This is a genomic window from Pseudomonas sp. BN414 (assembly GCF_029871275.1).
Classification (GTDB): domain Bacteria; phylum Pseudomonadota; class Gammaproteobacteria; order Pseudomonadales; family Pseudomonadaceae; genus Metapseudomonas; species Metapseudomonas resinovorans_C.
On record NZ_SSOL01000034.1, the window covers coordinates 1 to 23,212 of the forward strand.

26 protein-coding genes are annotated in these 23,212 nt (G+C 64.4%); 9 read left to right on the forward strand and 17 right to left on the reverse strand.

What is annotated here, in order from left to right; genetic code table 11:
• Nucleotides 1–95: 95 nt before the first annotated feature.
• Nucleotides 96–482 (reverse strand): hypothetical protein, encoded by a 387-nt coding sequence (locus E8E95_RS06000; protein ID WP_280347458.1) that lies wholly within the window; start codon nt 480–482, stop codon nt 96–98.
• A 369-nt stretch (nt 483–851) separates the two neighbouring features.
• Here E8E95_RS06000 and E8E95_RS06005 point away from each other — a divergent pair, with 369 nt between their 5' ends.
• Both E8E95_RS06005 and E8E95_RS06010 read left to right on the forward strand, forming a co-directional pair.
• Nucleotides 852–1,508, forward strand: a complete 657-nt coding sequence (locus E8E95_RS06005) for a DUF480 domain-containing protein (protein WP_280348966.1) — start codon at nt 852–854, stop codon at nt 1,506–1,508.
• A gap of 106 nt (nt 1,509–1,614) precedes the next feature.
• Complete coding sequence (locus tag E8E95_RS06010) at nt 1,615–2,745, forward strand: M14-type cytosolic carboxypeptidase (RefSeq protein ID WP_280348968.1); 1,131 nt, start codon at nt 1,615–1,617, stop codon at nt 2,743–2,745.
• Nucleotides 2,746–2,921: 176 nt separating this feature from the next.
• Here the strand turns inward: E8E95_RS06010 and epsC are convergent, their stop codons facing one another.
• Both epsC and rhtA read right to left on the reverse strand, forming a co-directional pair.
• Nucleotides 2,922–3,863, reverse strand: coding sequence for a serine O-acetyltransferase EpsC (gene epsC / locus E8E95_RS06015; RefSeq protein WP_179059238.1), 942 nt, complete (start codon nt 3,861–3,863; stop codon nt 2,922–2,924).
• Between the two features lie 91 nt (nt 3,864–3,954).
• Complete coding sequence (rhtA, locus tag E8E95_RS06020) at nt 3,955–4,848, reverse strand: threonine/homoserine exporter RhtA (RefSeq protein ID WP_280348972.1); 894 nt, start codon at nt 4,846–4,848, stop codon at nt 3,955–3,957.
• Between the two features lie 58 nt (nt 4,849–4,906).
• Between rhtA and E8E95_RS06025 the strand changes: the two genes are divergently transcribed.
• Nucleotides 4,907–5,497: an XRE family transcriptional regulator gene (locus E8E95_RS06025; protein ID WP_280348974.1), complete on the forward strand. Its 591-nt coding sequence runs from the start codon at nt 4,907–4,909 to the stop codon at nt 5,495–5,497.
• 228 nt (nt 5,498–5,725) lie between these two features.
• Here E8E95_RS06025 and E8E95_RS06030 read toward each other — a convergent pair whose 3' ends face one another.
• Together E8E95_RS06030 and E8E95_RS06035 are read right to left on the reverse strand one after the other, a co-directional pair.
• Entirely contained in the window at nt 5,726–6,052 is a 327-nt protein-coding gene (locus E8E95_RS06030) for a DUF5629 family protein (RefSeq protein WP_280348976.1), read from the reverse strand.
• Between the two features lie 57 nt (nt 6,053–6,109).
• Complete coding sequence (locus E8E95_RS06035) at nt 6,110–7,210, reverse strand: 2OG-Fe(II) oxygenase (RefSeq protein WP_280348978.1); 1,101 nt, start codon at nt 7,208–7,210, stop codon at nt 6,110–6,112.
• Between the two features lie 128 nt (nt 7,211–7,338).
• Here E8E95_RS06035 and E8E95_RS06040 point away from each other — a divergent pair, with 128 nt between their 5' ends.
• Nucleotides 7,339–8,325 (forward strand): magnesium transporter CorA family protein, encoded by a 987-nt coding sequence (locus tag E8E95_RS06040; protein ID WP_280348980.1) that lies wholly within the window; start codon nt 7,339–7,341, stop codon nt 8,323–8,325.
• 1 nt (nt 8,326) lies between these two features.
• Here the strand turns inward: E8E95_RS06040 and E8E95_RS06045 are convergent, their stop codons facing one another.
• The 4 genes from E8E95_RS06045 to E8E95_RS06060 form a co-directional block, all read right to left on the reverse strand.
• Nucleotides 8,327–8,647, reverse strand: coding sequence for a hypothetical protein (locus E8E95_RS06045; RefSeq protein ID WP_077524365.1), 321 nt, complete (start codon nt 8,645–8,647; stop codon nt 8,327–8,329).
• Between the two features lie 150 nt (nt 8,648–8,797).
• Nucleotides 8,798–9,052 carry a DUF2790 domain-containing protein gene (locus tag E8E95_RS06050; RefSeq protein ID WP_280348983.1) on the reverse strand — a complete coding sequence of 85 codons (255 nt, stop codon included), beginning with the start codon at nt 9,050–9,052 and terminating at the stop codon, nt 8,798–8,800.
• A gap of 45 nt (nt 9,053–9,097) precedes the next feature.
• A complete protein-coding gene (locus tag E8E95_RS06055) occupies nt 9,098–9,658 on the reverse strand; it encodes a cytochrome b/b6 domain-containing protein (protein WP_280348985.1) in 561 nt (186 codons plus the stop codon).
• The gene (locus tag E8E95_RS06060; protein ID WP_280348987.1) at nt 9,655–10,713 is read right to left on the reverse strand and encodes a catalase family peroxidase; all 1,059 of its coding nucleotides are present in this window, start codon (nt 10,711–10,713) and stop codon (nt 9,655–9,657) included. The genes E8E95_RS06055 and E8E95_RS06060 overlap by 4 nt, the downstream gene beginning before the upstream one ends.
• Nucleotides 10,714–10,852: 139 nt before the next feature.
• On the opposite strand from E8E95_RS06060, the gene E8E95_RS06065 reads away from it, so the two are divergent.
• Both E8E95_RS06065 and E8E95_RS06070 read left to right on the forward strand, forming a co-directional pair.
• Nucleotides 10,853–11,359 (forward strand): sigma-70 family RNA polymerase sigma factor, encoded by a 507-nt coding sequence (locus E8E95_RS06065; protein ID WP_077524361.1) that lies wholly within the window; start codon nt 10,853–10,855, stop codon nt 11,357–11,359.
• Nucleotides 11,356–12,099, forward strand: coding sequence for an anti-sigma factor (locus tag E8E95_RS06070; protein ID WP_280348989.1), 744 nt, complete (start codon nt 11,356–11,358; stop codon nt 12,097–12,099). The genes E8E95_RS06065 and E8E95_RS06070 overlap by 4 nt, the downstream gene beginning before the upstream one ends.
• A gap of 182 nt (nt 12,100–12,281) precedes the next feature.
• Here E8E95_RS06070 and E8E95_RS06075 read toward each other — a convergent pair whose 3' ends face one another.
• Complete coding sequence (locus E8E95_RS06075; protein ID WP_280348991.1) at nt 12,282–13,079, reverse strand: helix-turn-helix domain-containing protein; 798 nt, start codon at nt 13,077–13,079, stop codon at nt 12,282–12,284.
• A 6-nt stretch (nt 13,080–13,085) separates the two neighbouring features.
• On the opposite strand from E8E95_RS06075, the gene E8E95_RS06080 reads away from it, so the two are divergent.
• Nucleotides 13,086–13,238: a hypothetical protein gene (locus E8E95_RS06080; RefSeq protein WP_280348993.1), complete on the forward strand. Its 153-nt coding sequence runs from the start codon at nt 13,086–13,088 to the stop codon at nt 13,236–13,238.
• Nucleotides 13,239–13,341: 103 nt separating this feature from the next.
• The gene (locus tag E8E95_RS06085; RefSeq protein ID WP_348532573.1) at nt 13,342–14,160 is read left to right on the forward strand and encodes an MBL fold metallo-hydrolase; all 819 of its coding nucleotides are present in this window, start codon (nt 13,342–13,344) and stop codon (nt 14,158–14,160) included.
• Nucleotides 14,161–14,234: 74 nt separating this feature from the next.
• Here E8E95_RS06085 and E8E95_RS06090 read toward each other — a convergent pair whose 3' ends face one another.
• The 3 genes from E8E95_RS06090 to E8E95_RS06100 all read right to left on the reverse strand — a co-directional run bounded on the left by E8E95_RS06090 (nt 14,235) and on the right by E8E95_RS06100 (nt 18,191).
• Entirely contained in the window at nt 14,235–15,458 is a 1,224-nt protein-coding gene (locus E8E95_RS06090) for a c-type cytochrome (RefSeq protein WP_280348997.1), read from the reverse strand.
• A 301-nt stretch (nt 15,459–15,759) separates the two neighbouring features.
• Nucleotides 15,760–17,160: a dihydrolipoyl dehydrogenase gene (gene lpdA, locus E8E95_RS06095; protein ID WP_280348999.1), complete on the reverse strand. Its 1,401-nt coding sequence runs from the start codon at nt 17,158–17,160 to the stop codon at nt 15,760–15,762.
• A 149-nt stretch (nt 17,161–17,309) separates the two neighbouring features.
• A complete protein-coding gene (locus E8E95_RS06100) occupies nt 17,310–18,191 on the reverse strand; it encodes a pseudouridine synthase (RefSeq protein ID WP_280349001.1) in 882 nt (293 codons plus the stop codon).
• A gap of 171 nt (nt 18,192–18,362) precedes the next feature.
• Here E8E95_RS06100 and E8E95_RS06105 point away from each other — a divergent pair, with 171 nt between their 5' ends.
• Nucleotides 18,363–18,704 (forward strand): I78 family peptidase inhibitor, encoded by a 342-nt coding sequence (locus E8E95_RS06105; RefSeq protein WP_077524357.1) that lies wholly within the window; start codon nt 18,363–18,365, stop codon nt 18,702–18,704.
• On the opposite strand, the gene E8E95_RS06110 is transcribed toward E8E95_RS06105, so the two are convergent.
• The 4 genes from E8E95_RS06110 to E8E95_RS06125 all read right to left on the reverse strand — a co-directional run bounded on the left by E8E95_RS06110 (nt 18,701) and on the right by E8E95_RS06125 (nt 23,124).
• Complete coding sequence (locus tag E8E95_RS06110) at nt 18,701–19,546, reverse strand: EamA family transporter (RefSeq protein WP_280349004.1); 846 nt, start codon at nt 19,544–19,546, stop codon at nt 18,701–18,703. The genes E8E95_RS06105 and E8E95_RS06110 overlap by 4 nt on opposite strands.
• 166 nt (nt 19,547–19,712) lie before the next feature.
• The gene (gene ald / locus E8E95_RS06115) at nt 19,713–20,834 is read right to left on the reverse strand and encodes an alanine dehydrogenase (RefSeq protein ID WP_077524355.1); all 1,122 of its coding nucleotides are present in this window, start codon (nt 20,832–20,834) and stop codon (nt 19,713–19,715) included.
• Between the two features lie 134 nt (nt 20,835–20,968).
• Nucleotides 20,969–21,739 carry a slipin family protein gene (locus E8E95_RS06120; RefSeq protein ID WP_280349006.1) on the reverse strand — a complete coding sequence of 257 codons (771 nt, stop codon included), beginning with the start codon at nt 21,737–21,739 and terminating at the stop codon, nt 20,969–20,971.
• Between the two features lie 2 nt (nt 21,740–21,741).
• Nucleotides 21,742–23,124: a nodulation protein NfeD gene (locus E8E95_RS06125; protein WP_280349008.1), complete on the reverse strand. Its 1,383-nt coding sequence runs from the start codon at nt 23,122–23,124 to the stop codon at nt 21,742–21,744.
• Nucleotides 23,125–23,212 lie beyond the last annotated feature (88 nt).

A 23,212-nucleotide genomic window follows, 5' to 3' on the forward strand; every position in this document is an offset into this window, starting at 1 on the left:
AGCCCCAAAAAGACTGAAGGCGCCATAAGTGGCGCCTTCTGCCTTTCGAGGATGTGCATACATCGTGATTGCCTGCCTCTGAACTGCTCCGGGGATCAGCTGATGCGGTTGGCGCCAGTGCGGTCGGCACCACCTTCGGCTACACGCAGGGCCTGGGAACGCTCGGAACCGTTTTCAGCGACATCGAAAGCCTTGGTGCGGTCGGCACCACCTTCGGCTACACGCAGGGACTCGGAACGCTCGGAGCCGTTTTCAGCGACATCGAAGGCCTTGGTGCGGTCGGAGCCACCTTCGGCAACCCGCAGGGACTCGGAACGCTCGGAACCACTTTCAGCAACCCGCAGGGATTGCGAACGCTCGGCACCGCTTTCAGCGACGCGATGGACATTGGTGCGATCAGCGCCACCCTCAGCAACCGAAAGGGCGAAAGCGGACGCGGACAGGCTGGCGAAGAACAGGCTGGCGAGGATTTGCTTTTTCATTTTGGGCACCTTGGTTTTGGGGGTGGTGTTTGTCTGTGGGGCCCATGTTACTGATGTGATTTCGATGAAGAAGTGATCCTGGGTAATGGTTACCATCGACGTTAATGATAGTTATGCGGTGTCCATTAAAAACAACAAGTTAGGTTTTTATATGGGCCGAAGTTACGCAGAGTGGAAAGGCTTTTTTCTGAAATTGGTATAATCGAACTATTCGATTGGATAGGGTGGATTCCCTTCAAAAAGAGCGTTTACGCGGGTGGTCGAGTGCTTTTGCGGAAGCACTTATTGGAAGGCGTCTGGGTGGAGCGCTTTTCTCGCCAGTCGGCGGGGACTAGGCTATTGGGCACTTTTCAGCAAACGGATAGTGCTATGTCCACCGAGATTCATGCCCAGTTCGCCGACGCTCCGCTCAATGCCATCGAGGCCCGGCTGCTCGGGAGTCTGATCGAAAAACAGGCCACAACGCCCGAGTCCTACCCGCTGACCCTCAACGCCCTGGTCCTGGCCTGCAACCAGAAGACCAGCCGCGAGCCGGTGATGAATGTCACGCCCGGACAGGCTGGGCAGTCGCTGCGCAACCTCGAGGCGCGCAACCTGGTGAAGCTGGTGATGGGCAGTCGCGCCGACCGTTGGGAGCAACGCACGGACAAGGCGCTGGAAGTGGTGCAGCCGCAGTTGATCCTCATCGGCCTGCTGCTTCTGCGGGGCCCGCAGACCCTGGGCGAGCTGCTGACCCGTAGCAATCGCATGACCGACTTCGACGATACCGAGGATGTCCGTCACCAGATCGAACGCCTGATCGCTCGCGGGCTGGCGGTGCTGATGCCGCGCCAGGGCGGGCAGCGCGAGGATCGCTATATGCACCTGATGGGTGAGCCGGCCGACCTGGAGGCGCTGCTGGAGGCGCGTGCGAGCCAGCCGGAGCGGAGCGAATCGCGGGCCGCCACCGATTCCCGGATCGAGGAGCTGGAAGCGCGGGTCGCCGATCTTGAAGCGCGTCTGGCTCGCCTGGAAGACCGCGAGTGATCCTTTGCGGGGCGCCGGCTGTCTGTCGATGTCGCCCCTGCGATTTCCCCGCACGATTCGACCTGCGATCCTGTCGCTACCGTGAAACACCGCCCCTGAGGTATCCATGAAGATCAGCTCGGACTTCGACAGCGGCAACATCGAAGTAATTGACGCCAGCAACCCGCAACAGGTGCTGCTGGCCATGCGCCCTGACCTGAAGAGCCACCACTTCCAGTGGTTCCACTTCAAGGTCGACGGCCTGACGCCCGGCCAGCGCCACGGCTTCAGCCTGACCAACGCCGCCCAGTCGGCCTACAGTCACGCGTGGACCGGCTACAACGCCGCTGCCTCCTATGACCAGGTCCACTGGTTCCGCGTCCCCAGCAGCTTCGACGACAAGGGCCTGCACTTCGCCCTGGAGCCCACCCACGAGCAGATCTGGTTCGCCTATTTCGAGCCTTACAGCCGCGCTCGCCACGAATGGCTGATCAGCGAGGCGCTGGACAAGGCGGGGGCCGAAATCGTGGCGATCGGCAAGAGCCTCGAAGGCCGCGAGATTCCGCTACTGCGGATCAGCCGCAACCCCGATGCCCAGCGCAAGGTCTGGATCATCGCCCAGCAGCATCCCGGCGAGCACATGGCCGAGTGGTACATCGAGGGCGTGATCGAGCGTCTGTCGAAGCAGGGCGATTCCGAGCTGGAGGCGCTGCTGGCCAAGGCAGACCTCTACCTGGTGCCGAACATGAACCCGGACGGTGCCTTCCGTGGTCACCTGCGCACCAACGCCGCCGGCAAGGACCTCAACCGCGCCTGGCAGTCGGCCAACGACACGGAAACGCCCGAGGTGTTCTTTGTCCAGCAGCAGATGCGCAAGGTGGGCGTGGACCTCTTCCTCGACATTCACGGCGACGAGGAAATCCCCCACGTATTCACCGCCGGCTGTGAAGGCAATCCCGGCTACACGCCGCGCCTTGAAGCCCTGGAAACCGAGTTCCGCCAGCGCCTGGTCGACATGGGCGCGGAGTTCCAGACGAAGTTCGGCTATCCCCGCGACGAGCCTGGCCAGGCCAATACCACGCTGGCCTGCAATGCCGTGGGCATGGCGTTCGACTGCCTGTCGTTCACCATCGAAATGCCGTTCAAGGACCACGACGACAACCCGCACCCGCGCACGGCCTGGAACGGCGACCGCTCCAAGCGGCTGGGCAAGGACGTACTGACGGTGATTGCGGCGATGGTCGACAAGCTGCGCTGAGCTGAGTGCCCAAGCAAAACGGCCCCTGATGGGGCCGTTTTTTTTATTGGCGGAAATGAAAGGCGATTTCCACCCTGCAATAGGCACCGAACCCGCTCTTGTAGGTTGTGGCTGAGCTCAGCGAAGCCCAACGAGCGGATTAACCGTCGGGCTTCGCTCTGCGCCAACCTACGGCGTCAAACCCCGCTTTCGTTCTGCAGGTTCGCCTGAGTGATATTGCTGCGCTCCGGCACGCTGCGGGTCAGCCAGACGTTACCGCCGATGGTGGAGCCCTTGCCGATGGTGATGCGACCAAGAATGGTGGCGCCAGCGTAGATCACCACATCGTCTTCGACGATCGGGTGGCGCGGCTGGCCCTTCTGCAGGTTGCCTTCTTCATCCGCCGGGAAGCGCTTGGCGCCCAGGGTCACGGCCTGGTAGATGCGCACCCGCTCGCCGATGATCGCCGTCTCGCCGATGACTACGCCGGTGCCGTGATCGATGAAGAAACTCTTGCCGATCTGGGCCCCCGGGTGGATGTCGATGCCTGTGGCCGAGTGGGCGATCTCGGCGATCATCCGCGCCAGCAACGGCAGGCCGGCCGTGTAGAAGTAGTGGGCAAGGCGGTGGTGGATGACTGCGTGCACGCCCGGATAGCAGATCAGTACCTCGTCCACGCTGCGCGCTGCCGGGTCGCCCTGGAAGGCGGCCAGCACGTCGGTATCCAACAGGATTCGCAGCTTGGGCAGGGTGGCGGCGAATCCTTTGACGATCTCGATGGCCTGGCAGGCGATATCGTCGCCGCTGACGCCGTTCTGGCGCGCGGCATAGGACAGTTCACGGCGCACTTCGCCGGCCAGCGCATTGAGCACCACGTCCAGCGTATGGCCGACGTAGAAGTCCTCGCTTTCCTCGCGCAGGTCGGCCGGGCCGAGACGCATGGGGAAGAGGGCGCCGGACAGGGCTTCGATGATCTGTCCGACGGTGACCCGCGACGGCAATTCGCGGCCGCCGCGATCCTGCAGGCGGCCATGCTGGGTCCGCCATTGGGCGCGGGCGTCGCGCAGGTCGTTGACGATCTGATCGAGCTGCCAGTTCACCGGCTGGCAGCCGGTGGCGACATAGGGAAGTCTGTTCATTGAGGTACCTGTAAGGCGCGGTCCGGATCGCTATAGCCTGCGGAGAATCACCCGTTCTCCGCAAGAGGATATTGAGCGGAAATGCCCGTGCTCAGTCGGCGGGTACCAGTGGCTGTGGTTGCGGGCGCGGGGTTGCGGTGACGGTGCAACCAACGGACGCGAGGATGATGCAGAGGATCGCCAGCCATTGCAGCAGCGAAAGCTGCTCGCCGAGGAAGAGCAGCCCGGAGAGGGCGCCGAAGGCCGGTTCGATGCTCATCAGGGTGCCGAAGGTCTGTGCGGGCAGGCGCGTGAGGGCGACCATTTCCAGTGTGTAGGGAATGGCGGTGGAAAGTAGCGCGACGGCCAGTGCCACGGGCAACAGTTCCGGGCGCAAGAGCTCGGTGCCGGCATGCGCGATGCCGATCGGCGCGACGAAGAGGGCAGCCACCATGACCCCCAGCGCAGCGCCCTGCATGCCGTGGTCATTACCCGCCCGCGCGCCGTAGATGATGTAGAGCGCCCAGCAAACGCCCGCGCCAAGCGCGTAGGCCATGCCGGTCAGGTCCAGGTGGCCTTCGCTCTTGCCCAGTGGCAGGAGCAGCCAGAGTCCCACTACGGCCAAGCCGATCCAGATGAAATCGATTGCCCGGCGCGAGGCGAACAGCGCTACTGCCAACGGGCCGGTGAACTCCAGGGCGACGGCGATACCCAGCGGAATGGTGCGCAGGGACATGTAGAACAGCAGGTTCATGCCGCCCAGGGCGAGGCCGTACATGATCAGCGGCAGCAGGGAGTCCTTGCTGATGCGCGCGCGCCACGGGCGCAGGATCAGCATGAGGATGATCGCGGCGAATATCAGGCGCAGTGCGGTGGTGCCCTGGGCGCCGATGACCGGGAACAGCGACTTGGCCAGGGAGGCGCCGCTCTGGATCGAGGCCATGGCCACCATGAGGACGGCAACGGGGAGCAGGGTAGAAGCAAGGTGACGCGACAGCGAAGACATGGAGGCAAATCCGGCAGGACGGTGGGGGTGGCGTGTTGGACTGGTTATGTGCAACATAATGCGCAAAAGCCAGGGTGTGAGCAATATGTTGCCCAAATCAGATGAACGCCCCAACGTCCTCGAACATGTCTCTGAAAACGTTCGCCGCCTGCGTCGCGCGGCGGGGCTGAGCCAGGAGGCTCTGGCCAGTGCCGCGGGTGTTAGCCGGCGGATGCTGGTAGGCATCGAAGGCGGCGATGTGAATGTCAGCCTGGCCACCCTGGACCGCATTGCCGCTGCCCTTGGCGTGCTGTTCCCCGATCTGGTGCAGCAGCCGGATCGCCCTGACCGTTCGCGCATCAACGCAGTCGCCTGGGTTGGCTCCAAGCCGGGCAGCCGCGCGACCTTGCTGGCCAGTTCGGCGACGCGCCATGAGGTCGAACTCTGGAGCTGGTCGCTGGAACCCGGCGAGCGCTACACGGCGGAGCCGGATGCCGAGGGCTGGCGGGAGATGATCTACGTGATCGAGGGCAATCTGACCGTACTGCACAGTGGCGAGACGCATCAGGTAGCGGCCGGGGACTTCCTGGTGTTCGGTAGCGACCAGGCCTACATCTATGCCAACGAAGGCGAGCAACTGGTGCACTTCGTGCGCAATGTGCTCACCTAGACCGGCTTTGCCGTCCTTTACAGGAGAAGCGCACCTGATTGGCAGCGCAGCACGTCGGGCGTTGCCTTGTGGGGGCGATTTCAATCGCTAAGCGGACTGCAGGTTCGCCCAGATCACGGGCCGGGGACGGCTACGCCATCCTTAGCGAATGAATTCGCCCCCACAGGAGAAGCCCTCCGCGCGTAGGGTGGGCTTCAGCCCACCCTACAATGTCAAATCGATCCTGCGTTACTCCTGCTCTTCATCCTCGGCATCGCCGCCGACAGCATCCAGGCACAGCAGCGCGTGTTCGCCTTCGGCCCCGGCGAGTTTCCAGCAACCGCTCGCACTGTCGAAGCGCGCGGCTTGTACGGCCGCCTGGGTGAAGCGCCATTCACGGCGGGTGCGCCCGTCCATGCAGGCGATCCGCAGCAACTGGGCTTCGGGCTCGCCGGGCTGGCCGCCTTCCAGTGCTTCCACCAGCGCTTCGTCCAGATCGAACTCCCAGGCATGCAGGTCGTCGATCAGCAGCATGTCGGCGGCCAGCAGGGCATCCAGCAGGTTTTCATGAGTCATCGGGGGTTCATCCTTCATCAATCGCGGCGGGGGCGGAATGATAAAGCAGCAGGCCGATCACTGCTCGGCCTGTCCGGCCAGGTACTGCTGGTTTTCTTCGCGAATGCGCCGCGCCTCCTCGTCATAGAGGAAGGGCAGGAACATGTAGCGACGCCCCTGCGTCACGGGCGTGGCCTCATGCAGCAGCGAGCAGGAAAACACCACGGCGCCGCCCGTGGGGGCGCTGTATAGGCTGCGGCCGAACTCTGGGAAACGCAGCTGGCCACCTTCGTATTCACCGCTGTTGAGGAACAGTGAGACGGCGAAGCGGCGGTGCGCGGTGCCCTTGGTGGTGTTGTCGCGGTGAGGGCGGAAGTGGCCGCCTTCCTCGGCGTCGTAGCAGGCCACCAGGTAGCGTTCCATGCGTGTGGCATGGAACTGGAAGGCCTTCTGCAGTTCCGGGACCAGCCGCGTGGTGATGCGGTGCATGCAGGTCTGGCGTAGTTGCTCGTCTTCCAGCGCGCAGTCGCGGCGACGCTTGTGTTCGTGCTTGAGGACTTCGACCGTCATGCCTTCGCGCTCGACCATATAGCCGGATTCCGTGCCGCCCAGACGCTCGTAGTAGTCGATCAGCGTCTGGCACAACGCGGGTTCGAAGATGCGTGGGATCACCAGCACCGGCGCCTGGGGTTGGGCGATGGCTGGCGCGGAGATGGGGTCCTGCGCCTTGAGCAGCGCCAGGACGGCATCGACATGGCCTTCGCCGCCCGTGGCGACAGGCAGCACTGCGATCACCCGCAGGCGCGGGTCCAGCACGTAGGTCGTCTGGCGAATGGCGCCGTTCTCCCGCTGGACGCCGTAGAGATTGCAGATGGCGCGGTCGATGTCCCAGAAAAAGCGAATACCCGGCAGGAAGTCGCGGATGCGTTGCTGGTCGCGGTCGCGCGGGTCGGCGATGACGCCAAAGAAACTTGCCTGCTCGTCGTTGAAATGCTCGCGGCGGGCGAGCAGGTCGGTGAGTACCCGTGCCGCCGTCGAGTCCGATGTCGAGCCGAGAAAACTCAGGACGATGTAGCGCCCGGCGGCAGTGTCGAAGGTGAAGCGCTCGCGGCTGGGGGTGCTGCTGGTGAACCAGGGCACCGCTTCGCCCGGCCCCACGGGTGAGTTGTGCTGGGTCATGGTTGCCTCCTTTGCCCTGGTCTCAACCTAGCCCAGGTGCGGGGTGCGTGCCTCGCGGTCCGCCAGACGCGTCTTCGCAGGGCATGACCGGTGCTTTACTCATTTCCAGACGTCCAAGGAGCCAACGGATGATCCACTTCTACGCGCAGGATGCCGGCGTCCTGCACGCCACCACGGGCCGACCCGGCGAGGCCATTCCGCCTGGCACGTTGTGGATCGACCTGATGGACCCGCAGCCCGAGGAAGCGGCATTCATCGCCGAGGCCCTTGGAGTGGAGATTCCCGGCCGCGAGGCCATCGTCGAGATCGAGGAAACCTCGCGTCTCTACCAGCACGCCGGCACCCTCTACATGAACGCCACCCTGGTGAGCGGCCTGCGCGAAAAGCGGCCGATCTCCAGCGACGTGATGTTCGTGGTGGCGCCGGATTACCTGGTGACGGTGCGCTACGCCAACCTGCCGTTCTTCGAATATCTGGAGGACAAGTTCCTCCGCGAGCCGGAAACCCATTCCTCCAGCGAGCAGATATTCCTCTCGCTGTGTGGCAGCGTGGTGGACCATATCGCCGACATGCTGGAACTGACGCAGCGCGAGCTGGATGAGATGTCCGGTGCGGTGTTCAGCGAAGAGCGCGGCGCGGCGCCCCGGCGCAAGGGCAGCCGGACCGACCTGCAGCAGGTGGTCAAGCGCCTCGGCCGGCATAACTCGGCACTGGTGAAGTTGCGCGAGAGCCTGACCGGCATGGGGCGCGTGCTGGACTATTCGAATGCGTGGTCGGAGCTCTGGCTGAGCGAGCAGGGCCTGGACCGCTCGCGCTCGATCGAGCGGGACATCCGCTCGCTGGTGGATTACGTGGCGAAGATGTTCGACGAGATCGCCTTCCTGCTCAGCGCCACCCTGGGGCTGATCGACATCGAGCAGAACAGCATCATCAAGGTGTTTTCCATCGCCGCCGTGCTCTTCCTGCCACCGACGCTGGTTGGCACGGTGTACGGCATGAACTTCCGGGCCATGCCGGAGCTGGATTGGGCGTTCGGCTATCCGGTGGCGCTGGGCCTGATGGTGGTTTCGGCGATCCTGCCCTATGCCTGGTTCAAGTGGAAAGGCTGGTTCTGAATCAGGGCTTGCGGGCGTCCAGCAGGGCGTCGGCTTCAGCGATATGGGCCTTGCGCGACTTGCGCTCGAACAGGCACAGCTCGCGACCACGCTGGTTCTTCATGTGGGGTTGCGGGTAGCGGCCCTCCAGCACCAGGGCAGTCAGCCCGAGGCGATCATCGAAGAGCACCGGTTGGCCGGCGGGGCGGACGTCCTTCAGGCCACTGACGGCCTTGCAGGCACTGAGCAGGCGGGCGTCATGCTCCTTCCAGGCCTGGTCGCTGGAGGCGAAGGCCTGGGAGCCAAGGAGGGTGGCCAGCAATAGCAGCAGCGGGTTTTTCAAGGGACGGCCTCAGGCGCGGGTTGACGATCTGCTATGGACCGCCGGCGCGCGCCCGGGTTTCGTAGGTTGGTGCGGGCCACGCTGGTCTGAGCCGGCGAAGCCCGACGATGCGCTGTCGGGCTTCGTGGCGCTCAGCTCAACTTCTGCTCCTCAGTAGTCGTTCTTGCAGCCGGTGCCCCAGACCAGATACTCAAGGGTCTTCGTCTGCATCTGGCTGTCTTCGTAGGTCATGCGTGCCGGCCCGATGCCGCAGAAGGTCGACAGGTCGGTCATTTCCAGTACACGGGCGATATCCAGGTGCACGCCGTACTCGTATTGGGTAACCGGCGGCGCGTTCTCCGTGCTGGCGGCAAGGGTGACGGTGGAAGCAAGACTGAGGCTCAAGGCGACTACAAGGGTTTTCATGGCGGATTCTCCTGCTGGAGAGGTGGTTTGCGGGTAGTCCCGCGTCTACTGACCATCGGGCGTCGGACGGATGCCGCTGCCGGTGGTCATGCTCGAGAGCACGCCATCCCTGCGGATGAGCGCGTGGTAGAGGGCCGCCGCCAGGTGCGCCAGGATGCTGATGAACAGCAGGTACGCCAGTACAGTGTGGGCCAGGCGCAGCAAGGCATAGAGCTGAGCGTCCTGCGAGACGATGGGCGGCAGTAGCAAGGAGTCGTGGAGCGCCAGCGGATAACCACCGGCCGATTGCATGGCCCAACCCACGAGGGGCAAGGCGAGCATCAGGGCGTAGAGCAGCAGGTGCGACAGCTTGGCGACTTTCTGCTGCCAGTTGGGCATGTCGGCGGGCAGCGCCGGCACTGGGCGGGCAAGGCGCACCGCCAGACGAATCAGCACCAGTACCAGAAGCGCCAGCCCCAGGGGCTTGTGCACGGCAATCAGGACGCTGTGACGGGGCGACAGGTCGCCCACCATGCTGACGCCAATGAACAGCATGGCCAGCAGCAGCATTGCCATCAGCCAGTGCAGTACGCGCAGCAGCGGGTTGAAATGGGTGGGTGCGCTCATGGCTGGGCTCCTTGCTCGGGGTGAGGCGCACCTTCGCGGGTGCGGCGGTTGTAAGACACGGCATAGGCAGCGGAGCGGGCGGCGAGAATCGGGTCGTCCGAGGCCTGGATGCCGTCGGGCAAGACCAGCGGGTCGTAGTTGATGTCGCGGCAGGCCCCATTGGCCTGAGGTTCGGCGCTCTCCAGCACCAGGGTGCCGGCATCCACCTGGCGGCGGCCGGCCGGCCATTCGCGGGTGGCGTCAGCGGTGGGGTCGCCGGGGTTGGCGAGGGTCAGTACCAGGTGCCAGCGCAGCGGTCCTTTGGAGAGGCGCTGTTGCAGGTCATGGCTGAGAAACTCCGGGTCGTTGCCGGCTTCGCCAATCGACTCGAAGGGCGTCTCGGGCTGTACCGACCAGCGCACGAATTGCGCATTTCCGGCGGCATCCAGCAGGAGGAAGGCATTGACGCCGTTGTAGGCGACGTTGGCGAAGCTGTTGCTGGGCTTCGCGGTCTGCGCCCATTGGCGGAAGGCCGTGCTTTCCGGGTGGGCGGCGAAGAATGCCTGCATCTTTGCCGGGTCCGGCTTGCCGGTGGCGGGATCGGGGCGCGAGGCCAATACCTGTTCGTAGAACGCCTCCGGGGTCGCTACCGGCAGCACTGGAAAACTGTTCATGCCGGTGCGCCACTGCTCGCCGCCAGGCAGTTGGAACAGCAGGGCCATGCTGCGCACTGGAACGCCAGCGTCCGGTGCATGCGGGTTGCTCCCGCCAATGGCCAGGCGACCGATCACCGGCACGGTGCCGGGTGCAAACACGCTGGCGCGGGACAGGCTTGCGGCTTGGCCGCTGCTTTCGAAATGCCCGGCGATGCAGATGCCCTTCGCATGATTCTTGCGATAGCCGGGAAACTTCCCGGCGTTGGTTTCGAAGGCGTCGATGATCTGTTGCGGCGTTACGCGCTCGCCGCCAAACCAGCCGGCGGCATAGGCGAAGCCGGCAGCCAGGCCGCCGACGGCCAGGCCGATCACGGCAAGCCGTGCCGCCAGGTCGAACCCCTTGGGTGTTGCGTTGCTCATGCGATACTCCCGGGCCACATGCCCTTGTCCATGAGCCGGTATGACGCAGGCCGAAGACCTTTATTCCCGGCCGGGAATAATTTCCCGCTTCGCGCGTCTTTCCCTCGCACCCTTGGCAAGAGCAACACACGAACTGGCTATGAACATGATCGAAGACGCGGAACTGCGAGAGTTGTTACAGCGCCTGCGGCGCTTTGCGCTGTGGCTGACGCGCAATGCCAGCAGCGCCGACGACCTGGTCCAGGCGACCCTGGAGCGAGCGCTTTCCCGCTGGAGCAGCAAGCGCGACGGCGACCTGCGTGCCTGGCTGTTCTCCATCCTCTACCGGCAGTTCCTCGACGGCCAGCGCCGCGCCCGTCGCCATGCGCGACTGCTGGAATTCTTCGGCGCGCGTAGTGAAGAGGCGCCTTCCACAGAGGACCTGGTGGTCAACCAGGCCACGCTGGAGGCCTTTGGCCGACTACCCACGGAGCAGCGTGCGCTGTTGCTGCTGGTGAGCGTCGAAGGGCTCAGCTACAAGGAAGCCGCCGAGGCCCTCGGGATTCCCATCGGCACCGTGATGTCCAGGCTGTCCCGCGCACGCAAGGCGCTGCGCGAACTGGCCGAGGGCGAGATGTCCAACCCTCAGCTGCGGGTACTCAAATGAACGCATTCCATCCCGGTGAAGACGACCTGCACGCCTATCTCGACGGCCAGCTCGACGCTGAACAACGCCAGGTCGTGGAGGCTTATCTGGCGGCAAACCCGGAGGCGGCCGCGCAAGTAGAAGCCTGGCGTCGTGACGCGCAGGCGCTACGGGCGGCTCTCGCCAGTCCGGGGCTGGCGCCCAACCCACGCCTCGACCCGCAGGCGATACGCCGCACGATGCAAGCGCGCAAGCAACGACGCCTGGCCCTGGCCGCCTCCTTCGTACTGGCCCTGGGTGCCGGCGGCATTGGCGGTTGGCAGGCGCGGGACATGAGCCTCGTGGCGGCGAACCCGCCGATGCAGGATGCGCTGCAGGCCCACCGGTTGTTCTCGGCGAACCCCGTCGTCGATATCCAGGCGACCCGCCCCGGCGAACTCCAGGCCTGGCTGGACCAGCGCTTCAGCCACGCCGCACGAATTCCCGACCTCAGCCCCTATGGCTTCACGCCGGTCGGCGGGCGCTGGTTGGTGACGGAGCAGGGGGCCGCCGCCTTGTTGCTGTTCGAGGACGGACAGGGACAACGGGTCAGCCTCTACCTGCGGGCGCCGGGCTCGCTCTACCCGAGCATGAAGAAAGGCCAGCGCAGTGACGGCGGACTGGAGGCGCGGTACTGGTCGAGGAATGGCTACAACTACGCGCTGGTAAGCCGGGAAGGGGACCCACGCGGGGACGAGCTGGGCAGGGCGCTGTCGTTCTGAACGCATGTCGGTACAGGAGCCTTGTAGGAGCTAGCTAGCTTGCTAGCGAAAGAGAGCCATTCGCCGGCAAGCCAGCTCCTACGGGCAATGCAGCTTCTTGCGACGTCACAGTGACTTCAGGTACTCCGCAATGTTTTCGATATCGGCCTGACTCAAACCGCTCTAATCAGCCGTTTCCCGCGTTAGAAACACGCAAACCGCTGCCGGTACTCCGCCGGGGTCAGCGCTGTCAGCTCCTTGAACATCCGCCGCAGGTTGGAGTCGCTGCTGAAGCCCAACTCGTCGCTGATGGTCTTGAGCGGTGCCGAGGTCAGGGTCAGGCGTTCGCCGACCTGGCTCAGCTTGATTCGTCGCGCATAGGCGGCCACCGCCGTGCCCGTTTCGTCCCTGACCTTGCGTGCCAGCGTGCGTTCCGACATGCCCAACTCATCCGCCAGTTTCTGGACAGTGATCTGCTCGGCGGGCAGCCCTTGCACCAGTTCGTGCAACCTGCGCAGCAATTGACTGGGTTGTTCGATGAGGCTGAGGGCCTGGAATGCATCGTGAGTCTGCGCGGGGCGCGGGAGCACCATCAGTCTGTTGAGGTCGTGAAAGACCGTTGCGCTGACCTCTCGCTCGATCAACGCCTGGGCGAGAGGTAAGTATCCATTCACGCCGCTCGCGGTGGCATTGCGCTTGTTGAATATGGAGTTCTTCTCGCTCTGCCAGCGGACCTTGGGGTAGCGCTTGAGCAGCGCATCCGCCAGCCACCAGGTGACCGTTGCGTGCTGGCCATCAAGGCGGCCGCAGGCGGCGACCAGGCAGACACCCGTGCAGTAGCTCCAGAGGCTGCAGCGTTTGCTGAGCGTTGCCAGGGTGGCGAGGAGTTGGGTATTGCCGGCCAGAGTTGCCTCGACCTGTTGTGAGGACTCAGCCCAGAAGCCGGGTATCAGGAGCGCATCCAGCTCGCGCTCGGCGACGCCCAGAGCCGAGGTGAGCACGAGGCCATGGGCACACTCGACTGGACCAGTTTGTTCACTGACGAAGTGCGTTTCAAAAATCCTGCGTCCTGCCCGCCGATTGGCGGCGTGGAGCATGTCGGCGAACGCCAGAAGTCCGGCAGGCATGCAGCCGGGGAAGAGCAGGAGACCGATCTGTAGTGTGCTGGGCATGGCTGGAAATGAATCAATTATGTCGAGTCCTGCCATTATGGACGTTGTTGTGAGTCGTCACCATGAAGCCACACCTGAGGAGGGGTTCATGATGAAGATTCAGCAGATCCGCAACGCAACGATCATTCTCGAATCGGGCGCCTATCGCATCCTGGTCGATCCGATGCTGGCGAACAAAGGTGCGCTTCCCTCGCTGCGGGTTTTCTCGGGGCGGCAGAGAAACCCGACCGTCGAGCTACCGGAATCAGCGTCGCAGGCTCTGGAAACGGTGACCCACTGCCTGATCACGCACTGCCAGAAGGGGCACTTCGATCATCTGGATCGGGCGGGCACGCGCTGGTTGAGGGAGCGGCAGGTCCCTGTTATCTGCACACCGAATGACGCGCCCTATCTGGCGAAACGAGGCTTGAATGTGCAGTCACTGCCGGAGGGGCATGAGCAGCCGACTCCCTTCCTGGGTGGCACGATCCGGACAATCCGCTGCCTGCACGGCAAAGGGCTGGTCGGACGTCTGATGGAGCATGGCGTGGGTTACCTGATCGAGCTTCCCGGCGAGCCCAGCTTGTATCTGGCTGGCGACACGATCCTGACGTCCACGGTGCGCGATTTCGTGCTACAGCATCAGCCGCAGGTCAGCGTTGTACCCGCCGGTGGGGCGCGATTCGATGTGGGCGACGACATCATCATGGGGCTGGACGATGTACTCGAATTCATGCGCTTCAGCGAGGGGACCGTTGTCGCGAACCACCTGGAAGCGATCAACCACTGTCCGGTCACCCGCGAGGAGCTGGCGGATGCAGCGGCGGAGATTGGCGTCATGCACCGACTGCTGATTCCCGCCGATGGTGAGGTTCTGGCAGTGGCCACGGGTAAGCCTCTACCTGCGAGCGCCGGGCTCGCAGCCTTGTAGGAGCTAGCTTGCTAGCGAAAAAGAGCCATTCGCTGGCAAGCCAGCTCCTACGGGTAATGCAGCTTCTTGCGATGTCACAGCGACTTCAGGTACTCCGCGATGTCTTCGATATCCGCCTGGCTCAAACCGAGCGACTTCCTGGTGTTGTAGGTCGATACCACAGCTTCCAGGGTTGGGGCGGTGCCGTTGTGGAAATACGGCGGATGTTGCCAGACACCTCGTAGTGGCGAGGTCCGATACTGCTTGGTAGCGCTACGCGAGGCATAGCTGGGAGCACTGTCAGGTTCCGGCTCACTGACCACTTCAGCAGGGTCATGCAGGCGGGTATTGGCGTCAGTGAACTTGGGACCACTGTGGCAGGTGGCGCAGCGGGCGGTGCCGTCGAACAGGACCTTGCCGTGTTGCGCTGCCTTGGCATCGAAGCTGCGCGGGGACGGTGACGGCGCCACCAGAGACAGCTGATATGCCTGCAAGGCCGGCAGCTTGCTGCTGATCAGGTCATCGCTGCCATTGGTGACGCTGACCCCCGTGCGCGGTTCCGTGAACGTGCCGTGCCCGCCCATCTGGGTAACGCCGACGTAGCGGTTCCAATAGGCGATCTCGTCGCCATCGCCGGTGAAGGTCACCCGGTTGATGCCCGCCAGGCCATAGGCGGGAGGGATCACCACTGGCCCGTTGCGGCCATCCTGGTTGTAGCGTGGATCGTATTTGCCTTTGCCCCACGACTTATAGACGGCTTTCTGCTCCGCGGTCAGCGCTGGCGACATGGCAATGATGGCGCCCGGGTCGAGGTCGCGATTAGGCCAGCCGTCGAGCCGGTGGCCGATGCCGGGGAGCAAGGCATTATCGACAGTGGAATGGCATAACGCGCAGGTCACCCCAAGGGTCTTGATGCGGCCTTGCTCGTCGAAGGTCGCCTTTAATCCGACTACGGCGTCCTGCCGCAGTAATTCGCGGGTGCCGCTGGCGAACAACGGGTTTTTCAGCACGAACTTGGTGAAATCCAGCTTGTCGAGGTCCACCTTCAGCCCTAGTGCCAAGGCTTCCACTGGCTGGATTTCGTTGTCGACGATCTCGTGAAGTCGCAACGTCTGGGTCCAGTACGTCTCGTTGCCGAAGGTGTCGTAGCGGAAGATCTGCTTGCCGGCTTCGATGGTTGCGGGATCGTTCACCGCTGCATCCGCCGCAGTGGCTTCGCTGTCAGCGGTCCCCGATTCCGAGTCCGTGCTGCTGCCGGTGCCGCAGCCAACCAGGGCGAGCAATGCCCATATGCATGAGCAAGGCAGAATCTTCTTCATCTATGTCCTCCCGGGCGCGTCACTCAATCGCCGTGGCGGCCCCTGCAGCTGGCGCAATCTGCTTCCGGTCGGGAGCGGTGCCTTGCGGCAAGCGCTTCATTAGGTTGGAGGAGGGCCTGACCGGATGAGTTCGACATTTTCCTGAGACGCTGCACCGAGCATCTACGGCTTCGAGCGCAGACTGGGTTGCGGCGTGGGGAGGGGACTGGAGGCGGAAATCACCACATGTGGTGGCCCGTAGGATGGGACGCGAAACCCCTGTGCGCGGGCTCGGCCCATCCTCCGAGGGTGGAGCGTGGAATCAGGCCTGCATTGCCGCGCCGTGCACATCCATCGCGGCCTGGCGCAGGGCTTCGGAGCGGGTCGGGTGTGGGTGGCAGGTGAGGGCGATGTCTTCGGCCGATGCGGAGAACTCCATGGCCACGCAGTACTCGCCGATCATTTCGCTGACGCTCGGGCCGACCATGTGCACGCCCAGCACTTCGTCGGTGCGCTCGTCCGCGATGACCTTCACGAAGCCTTCCGTCTCATGGTTGATCTTGGCCCGGCTGTTGGCGGTGAAGGGGAACTTGCCGACGCGGTAGGCACGTCCTTCGGCTTTCAACTGTTCTTCACTCTTGCCCACGCTGGCCACTTCCGGACGGGTGTAGATCACGCTGGGAATGAGGTTGTAGTTCACCTCGGCAGCCTGTCCGGCAATGCGCTCGATGCAAACGATGCCTTCGTCTTCGGCCTTGTGCGCGAGCATCGCGCCGGAGGTGACGTCACCGATGACCCAGACGCCCGGAGCGCTGGTCTTGTGGCCCTCGTTGGCGAGGACGCCGCGGTTGTCGGTGGCCAGGCCCACGGTTTCCAGGCCCAGTCCCTCGGTGTAGGAGCGGCGGCCGATGGCGACCAGCACGTAGTCGGCCTTGAGGGTTTCCGCCAGGCCCCCGGCGGCGGGCTCGATGGCGAGCTCGACGCCTGCCTTGCCCGACTTGGCGCTGGTGACCTTGGAGCTGAGCTTGAAAGTCATGCCCTGCTTGGTCAGGGAGCGTTGCAGGGTCTTGGCGGTTTCCTCATCCAGCCCGGGGCAGATGCGGCCCAGGTATTCCACCACCGTCACCTGGGCGCCGAGGCGACGCCAGACCGAACCCAGCTCAAGGCCAATCACGCCGGCACCGATCACCACCAGATGCTTGGGAACCTCCGGCAGCGACAGGGCGCCCGTGGAGTCGAGGATGCGCTTGTTATCGATGGTCACGCCTGGCAGGGGGCTCGGCACCGAGCCGGTGGCGACGACGATGTCGCGGGCCTCAAGGGTCTGCTGCTGGCCGTCGGCCGCAGTCACCACGACCTTGCCCGCACCGTCGATACGGCCCCAACCCTTGATCCACTCGACCTTGTTCTTGCGGAACAGGAACTCGATGCCCTTGGTCAGCGCGGCCACGCTCTCGGCCTTCTGCTTCATCATCTGCGCGAGATCCAGCTTGGGTTCGACCTGGATTCCCAAGGTGGCGAACTCCTTGCCGGAGGCCGCTTCATAGAGTTCGGACGCGTGCAGCAGGGCCTTGGACGGCATGCAGCCGACGTTCAGACACGTGCCGCCCAGGGTTTCCCGGCCCTCGACACACGCCACCTTCATGCCCAGCTGTCCGGCCTTGATCGCCGCGTTATAGCCGCCCGGGCCGCCGCCTATCACCACCACGTCGTATGCGCTCATGGATTCACCTCGGTCAGGAATTCGTAAGGGGAAAGCAGAAGACTAGTGGACATCGGGCAGCCTTCCAGCCCGGCAATATCCTGCTTGAATTACGGGCGTAATATTATTCCTGGCCAATTAGCCGTCAAGCGCAGCCGGAAGGGTTTTTGTTACCAGTCCAGGCGCAGGCGACTCTCGAAATAGCGTGATTCGCCGCTGATGGGGTCGTCGAAGACGAGGCTGCGGGCCAGCAATTTGAGGGGGCGCTGGTAGTCGTCCGCGCCGCCCTTGTCGGTCAGTTCGGGGTAGAAGCCGTCATTGCAGATCGGCGCCCCGAGTGCTGCCAGATGCACGCGCAGCTGATGCTGCTTGCCGGTGATGGGCGAAAGGTCGTAGCGCCAGAGGTCGCCATTCTTTTCCAGTACGTCGAGGCGTGTGCGGGTGTTCGGCTCGCCTTCCATTTCCTGCATGCGGAAGAACGGCTCGCCCTTGCCGAGGCGGGTCTCCCGCAGGAGTGGAAACTCCAGTCCGGGCAGGGCCGGCGCGATGGCTTCGTAGCGCTTGTGGATTTCGCGGTCGCGGAACAACGCATGGTAAAAGTTGCGGCTGGCCGGGTTGGCTGAGAACAGCACCAGGCCGGCGGTATGGCGGTCGATGCGGTGCAGGGGCACCAGGTGGGGATTGCCCAGGCGTCGCGTCAGGCGCGCCTGCAGGGTTTCCTCGACGTACTCGCCAGCGGGCATGACTGGCAGGAAGTGCGGCTTGTCGGCCACCACCAGGTGCGCATCGACGTGCAGCACCGCTTCCTCGAAGGGAATGGCCTTCTCGTCCTTCACCTCGCGGTAGTAGTGCACCCGCAGGGCCACCTGGTAGGGATGCGCCGGGGTGAGCCGGTTGCCGTCGCCGTCCGTCACCTTACCGCTCTCCATGCGCTCCACCCAGATCTCGCGGGCGATGGCGGGAAAGCGTTCGCAGAGGCAGTCCAGCACGGTGCTCCAGTCACCCTGGGGCAGGTGGAGGACACTGGGACGGATGCTCGGGTTATGGGACATGGAGTGTTTCGGCGCGTTTCAGGGGCCGGGCATTAGGCCGCACATGACTGACCGGAGTCAAAAGCAGAGGATAGAATGCACCCGCCGTGCGCCGGCGGGCAGGAGCCCCGCCGCATTGGACGTTCCATTGCAGGCGCACGACAGGACATTCGTTCAGAAGAGGACCGTTACATGCACTTCAAGTCGATTTCCCTCAGTCTTGCCTTTGCCGGCCTGCTCCTGGCCGGTTGCAGCTCGACTGACAAGCCAGAAACCCCCGCCGCACCGGCCGCCGAGCAAAGCTCCAGCGCCGCCGCGCCGTCGCTCTCCGGCACCTGCGACAGTTCCGCCGTCTCCGCCCTGGTGGGCAAGACCGCCAATATCGCTCTGGTCGAGCAGGCCAAGCGTCAGTCCGGCGCCGAAACCGCCCGTGTGCTGCGTCCGCACCAGCCGATCACCATGGACTACAACTCCCGCCGCCTGAATATCGACGTGGACGAAACCGACGTCGTCAAACAGTTCAGCTGCGGCTAAAGCAGTCGAAGCAGCGCCACGCCTGCTGCGATCACTCCGCAGGCCAGCAGGCGGATCGGCGGTAGCGGCTCCTTGAGCAGGACTGCGCCGATCAGCAGGGCGAACAGCACGCTGGTTTCCCGTAATGCGGAAACCAGCGCCACTGGCGCCCGGGTCATGGCCCAGATGGCGATGCTGTAGGCCGCCAGGGACATCGCCCCTCCCGCCAGGCCGCCACGCCAATACGGCCCCAATTGCAGGAAAGTCCGCGCGCCCCGGATGATGGCGACCACCACGACCATCACCAGCGCATTCACCGCGAACAGCCACATGGAATAGGACAGCGCATCCCCGTTGCGCCGTGCCCCGGTGGCATCCGAGAGGGTGTATCCGGCGATGAACAGGGCCGTCATCAGGGCGCTGCCGAGCAGCGAGGCATGGATGGGCTCCTTGCCGCGACCGCCGCGCACCGCCATCAACAGGATTCCGCCGACCAGCACCAGCAGCCCGACCAGTTCGCCGGGGGCGAGCCGGTCACCCAGCAGCAACACCGATAGCGCCGCCACCATCAACGGCGAGCTGCCGCGCGCCAGCGGGTAGGCCTGGCCCAGGTCGCCGTGCTGGTAGGCGCGGGCCAGGTAGATGTTGTAGCCGATGTGGAACAGCGCGGAGAGGACGATCCAGGGCCAGGCTTCAGGCCGGGGAAACGCAACGAAAGGCAGCGCGAGAAGCGCGACCAGGCCGGCGGCGATCTGGATCAGGGACGCGGTGAGGAAACGGTCGAGGCCGATCTTCAGCAATGCATTCCAGCCGGCATGCAGGGCGGCGGCGGTGATGACCAGGAGGAAGACGGAGGAATCCACGCGGGCAATCCTTGGACGCTGTGGGAGAGCGGGATAGTGCCACAGGCGGTCCTTGCCCTTGTAGGAGCGAGCTTGCTCGCGAAGTTCGAGCACGGCCTTTCGCGAGCAAGCTCGCTCCTACGGAACCTCCGGCTGCGTCAATTCATTCGCCCCCACAAGTGCTTCTTCAGAGCTGCTTGAGCATCTCCTCCAGATGCACGTAGTCCAGATGGTGCGCAGCGGCGACGCTGCCATTGGTGAGCCGCCCCTTGGCCACGTTCAGGCCATGGCGCAGGTGCAGATCGTCTTCCAGGGCCTTGCGCGTTCCCTTCTGCGCCAGGGCGACGACGAAGGGCAGGGTGGCGTTGTTCAGGGCCAGGGTGGAGGTGCGTGCCACGGCGCCGGGCATGTTGGCGACGCAGTAGTGCACGACGCCATCCACCACGTAGGTGGGCTCGGCGTGGGTGGTGGCTCGCGAAGTTTCCGCGCATCCACCCTGGTCGATGGCCACGTCCACCAGCACGGCGCCGTCCTGCATCCGCGCCACCATTTCGGCGGTGACCAACTTGGGCGCCGCGGCGCCGGGAATGAGCACACCGCCGATCACCAGGTCCGCTGCCAGCACTTGTTCGCGCACGGCACTGTGGGTGGAGTAGAGGGTGGTGATGCGATTGCCGTAGAGGGAATCCAGTCGGCGCAGGGCGTCCACGCTCTTGTCCAGCACGGTGACATTGGCCCCGAGACCCACCGCCATGACCAGCGCGTGAGTGCCGACGACGCCGCCACCCAGCACCACGACCTTGGCCGGTGCCACACCCGGTACGCCCCCGAGCAGCACGCCTCGACCACCCTTGGCTTTTTCCAGGCAGCTGGCGCCAGCCTGAATGGACATGCGCCCGGCCACTTCCGACATGGGCGCGAGCAGTGGCAGGCGGCCGTGGCTGTCGGTGACGGTTTCGTAGGCGATGCAGGTGGCGCCGGAGGCGATCAGTTCGTCCGTCTGCGGACGGTCCGGGGCCAGGTGCAGGTAGGTGAAGAGGGTCTGCTCGGGACGCAGACGGGCGCGCTCCTGGGTGAGCGGCTCCTTGACCTTGACGATCAACTGGGCCTGCTCGAAGACCTCGCCGGCACCGCTGGCCACCTTGGCGCCGGCGGCCTGGTAGTCCTCGTCGGAAAAGCCGATGGCGGCTCCCGCCCTGGTCTCGACCCAGACTTCATGCCCCAGGCGGGTCAATTCGGCCACAGATTGCGGGGTCAGGCCGACCCGGTATTCGTGGTTCTTGATCTCCTTCGGCACTCCGATACGCATGGCGACCTCCAGGGTTCTTGTTGTCCTTTTGAACAAGTGTAGAAACCCGGTCACCGTGGCCCCGCCGAATACGGATGGCTTTTCAGGGAATCTCCCTGAAAAGCGCGGCGAAAACAGGGTGAGAGGTCGACATCTCAGTCCTTGTGGTTCTTGTGCTTCCCGTCGTCGCTCATGCCGCCGAGCAAATCCACTGGCAACGGAAAGACGATGGTGGTGGTCTTGTCATTGGCAATGGAGCCCAGGGTCTGCATGTAGCGCAACTGCATGGCGCCCGCCTGGCGGCTGAGCATTTCGGCAGCCTGCATCAACTTTTCCGAGGCCTGCAGCTCGCCTTCCGCATGGATCACCTTGGCCCGCCGCTCGCGCTCGGCTTCGGCCTGGCGGGCGATGGCGCGGACCATGGATTCGTTGATGTCGACATGCTTGATCTCGACATTGGAGACTTTGATGCCCCAGGCATCGGTCTGGGCATCCAGGGCTTGCTGGATGTCGACGTTCAGACGTTCGCGTTCGGCGAGCATCTCGTCCAGCTCGTGCTTGCCCAGCACGGCGCGCAAGGTGGTCTGCGCCAACTGGCTGGTGGCCATTAGAAAGTTTTCCACCTGGATGATGGCGCGCTCCGGATCGAGCACGCGGAAATAGACCACCGCATTCACCTTCACCGAAACGTTGTCGCGGGAGATGACGTCCTGGGGAGGCACATCGAGCACCACGGTGCGCAGGTCCACCCGCACCATCTGCTGGATGGCCGGGATGATCAGCACCAGCCCCGGCCCCTTGACCTTCCAGAAGCGGCCGAGCTGGAACACCACGCCGCGCTCGTACTCGCGCAGCACGCGGATGGCCGAAACCGCCAGCACGATCAGCAGGAACAGGAGGGTGGCAAAACTCAGCGGAAAGGCCATGGTCAGTCTCCTTTGGGCGGACGCTCATCCGCCGTCACGTCCAGCAACAGTCCTTTGCGTGCCAGTACGCGCACGCGCTGGCCGCTCCTCAAGGGGGCATCGCTGCGCACCTGCCAGCGTTCACCCTGCAACTGGACCCAGCCGATATGCGGGTCGTCCACGCCGAGGTCGAGGAGCGTGGCCTGGCTACCCACCAGCCCCGCATCGCCACTGACCAGCGCGCGCCGCCGGGACCGAACGGCCATGGCGATGATGGCGAATATCACCAGCGCGCTGGACAGGGCGACGGTGATGATCAGCGACAGCGGGATGCCGTAGCCCGGAACCTCGGTGTCGATCAGGATCACGGCACCAACGACGAAGGCGGCGATGCCGCCGAAGCCGATGATGCCGAAGCTGGGCATGAAGGCTTCCGCCGCCATGAAGAGAATGCCCAGAAGGATCAGCGCGATGCCGGCGAAGTTCACCGGCAACAGCTGCAGCGCGTAGAGCGCGAGGATCAGGCAGATACCACCGATCACGCCGCCGACACCACTGCCAGGGTTGGAGAATTCGAAGATCAGGCCGTAGACGCCGATCATCATCAGGATCAGTGCCACGCTGGGGTTGGTGATGACCGCGAGGATCTGCGCGCGCCAGTCCGGTTCGTGTTGCACCAGCCGCGCACCCTGGGTGGCGAGGGCGATTTTCTGCCCGGCGACTTCCAGGGCCTTGCCGTCGAGCTTGGCTAGCAGGTCTGGCACATCGCGGGCCAACAGGTCCACGACTTTCAGGCGGTGGGCATCGGCCGCGGTGAGGCTGACGGACTCGCGCACGGCGCGTTCGGCCCAGTCGGCGTTACGTCCGCGCAACTGTGCCAGGCCGCGAATGTAGGCTGCCGCATCATTGATCTGCTTGCGGGCGAGGGTTTCCTCGTTACCCGCGGGCGCGGCCTTGTCGTCCTTTGTCTTCTCGTCCTTGCTGCCCGCTGGCTTGTCGCCTTCCGGTTGGCCGGGCATGCCGCCGATCTGCACGGGCGTGGCGGCGCCCAGGTTGGTGCCTGGCGCCATGGCGGCGATGTGACTGGCGTAGAGAATGTAGGTGCCGGCACTGGCGGCACGGGCACCACTGGGGGCGACGAAGCTGGCCACCGGCACAGGGCTGGCAAGGATCGCCTTGATGATGCTGCGCATGGAGGTGTCGAGGCCACCCGGGGTGTCGATCTGGATGACCACCAGCTGCGCCTTGTCCTTCTCGGCACGTTCGATGCCACGGGTCAGGTAGTCGGCCGTGGCCGGCCCGATCGGGCCGTCGACGGTGAGCACGCTGATGCTTCCGGCGGCCAGCAGCGTGCCGGGGGCGGTCAGGGCCAGGCACAGGAGCCCGCGGAGCAACCAGCGAATCATGGTGACCTCAGCATGCGTGTTCACCTACAGCATAGTTGAGGCCTTTTGTCGGGTATTCGGGGTGGTAGGCAAGGTGCAACGGGATGCT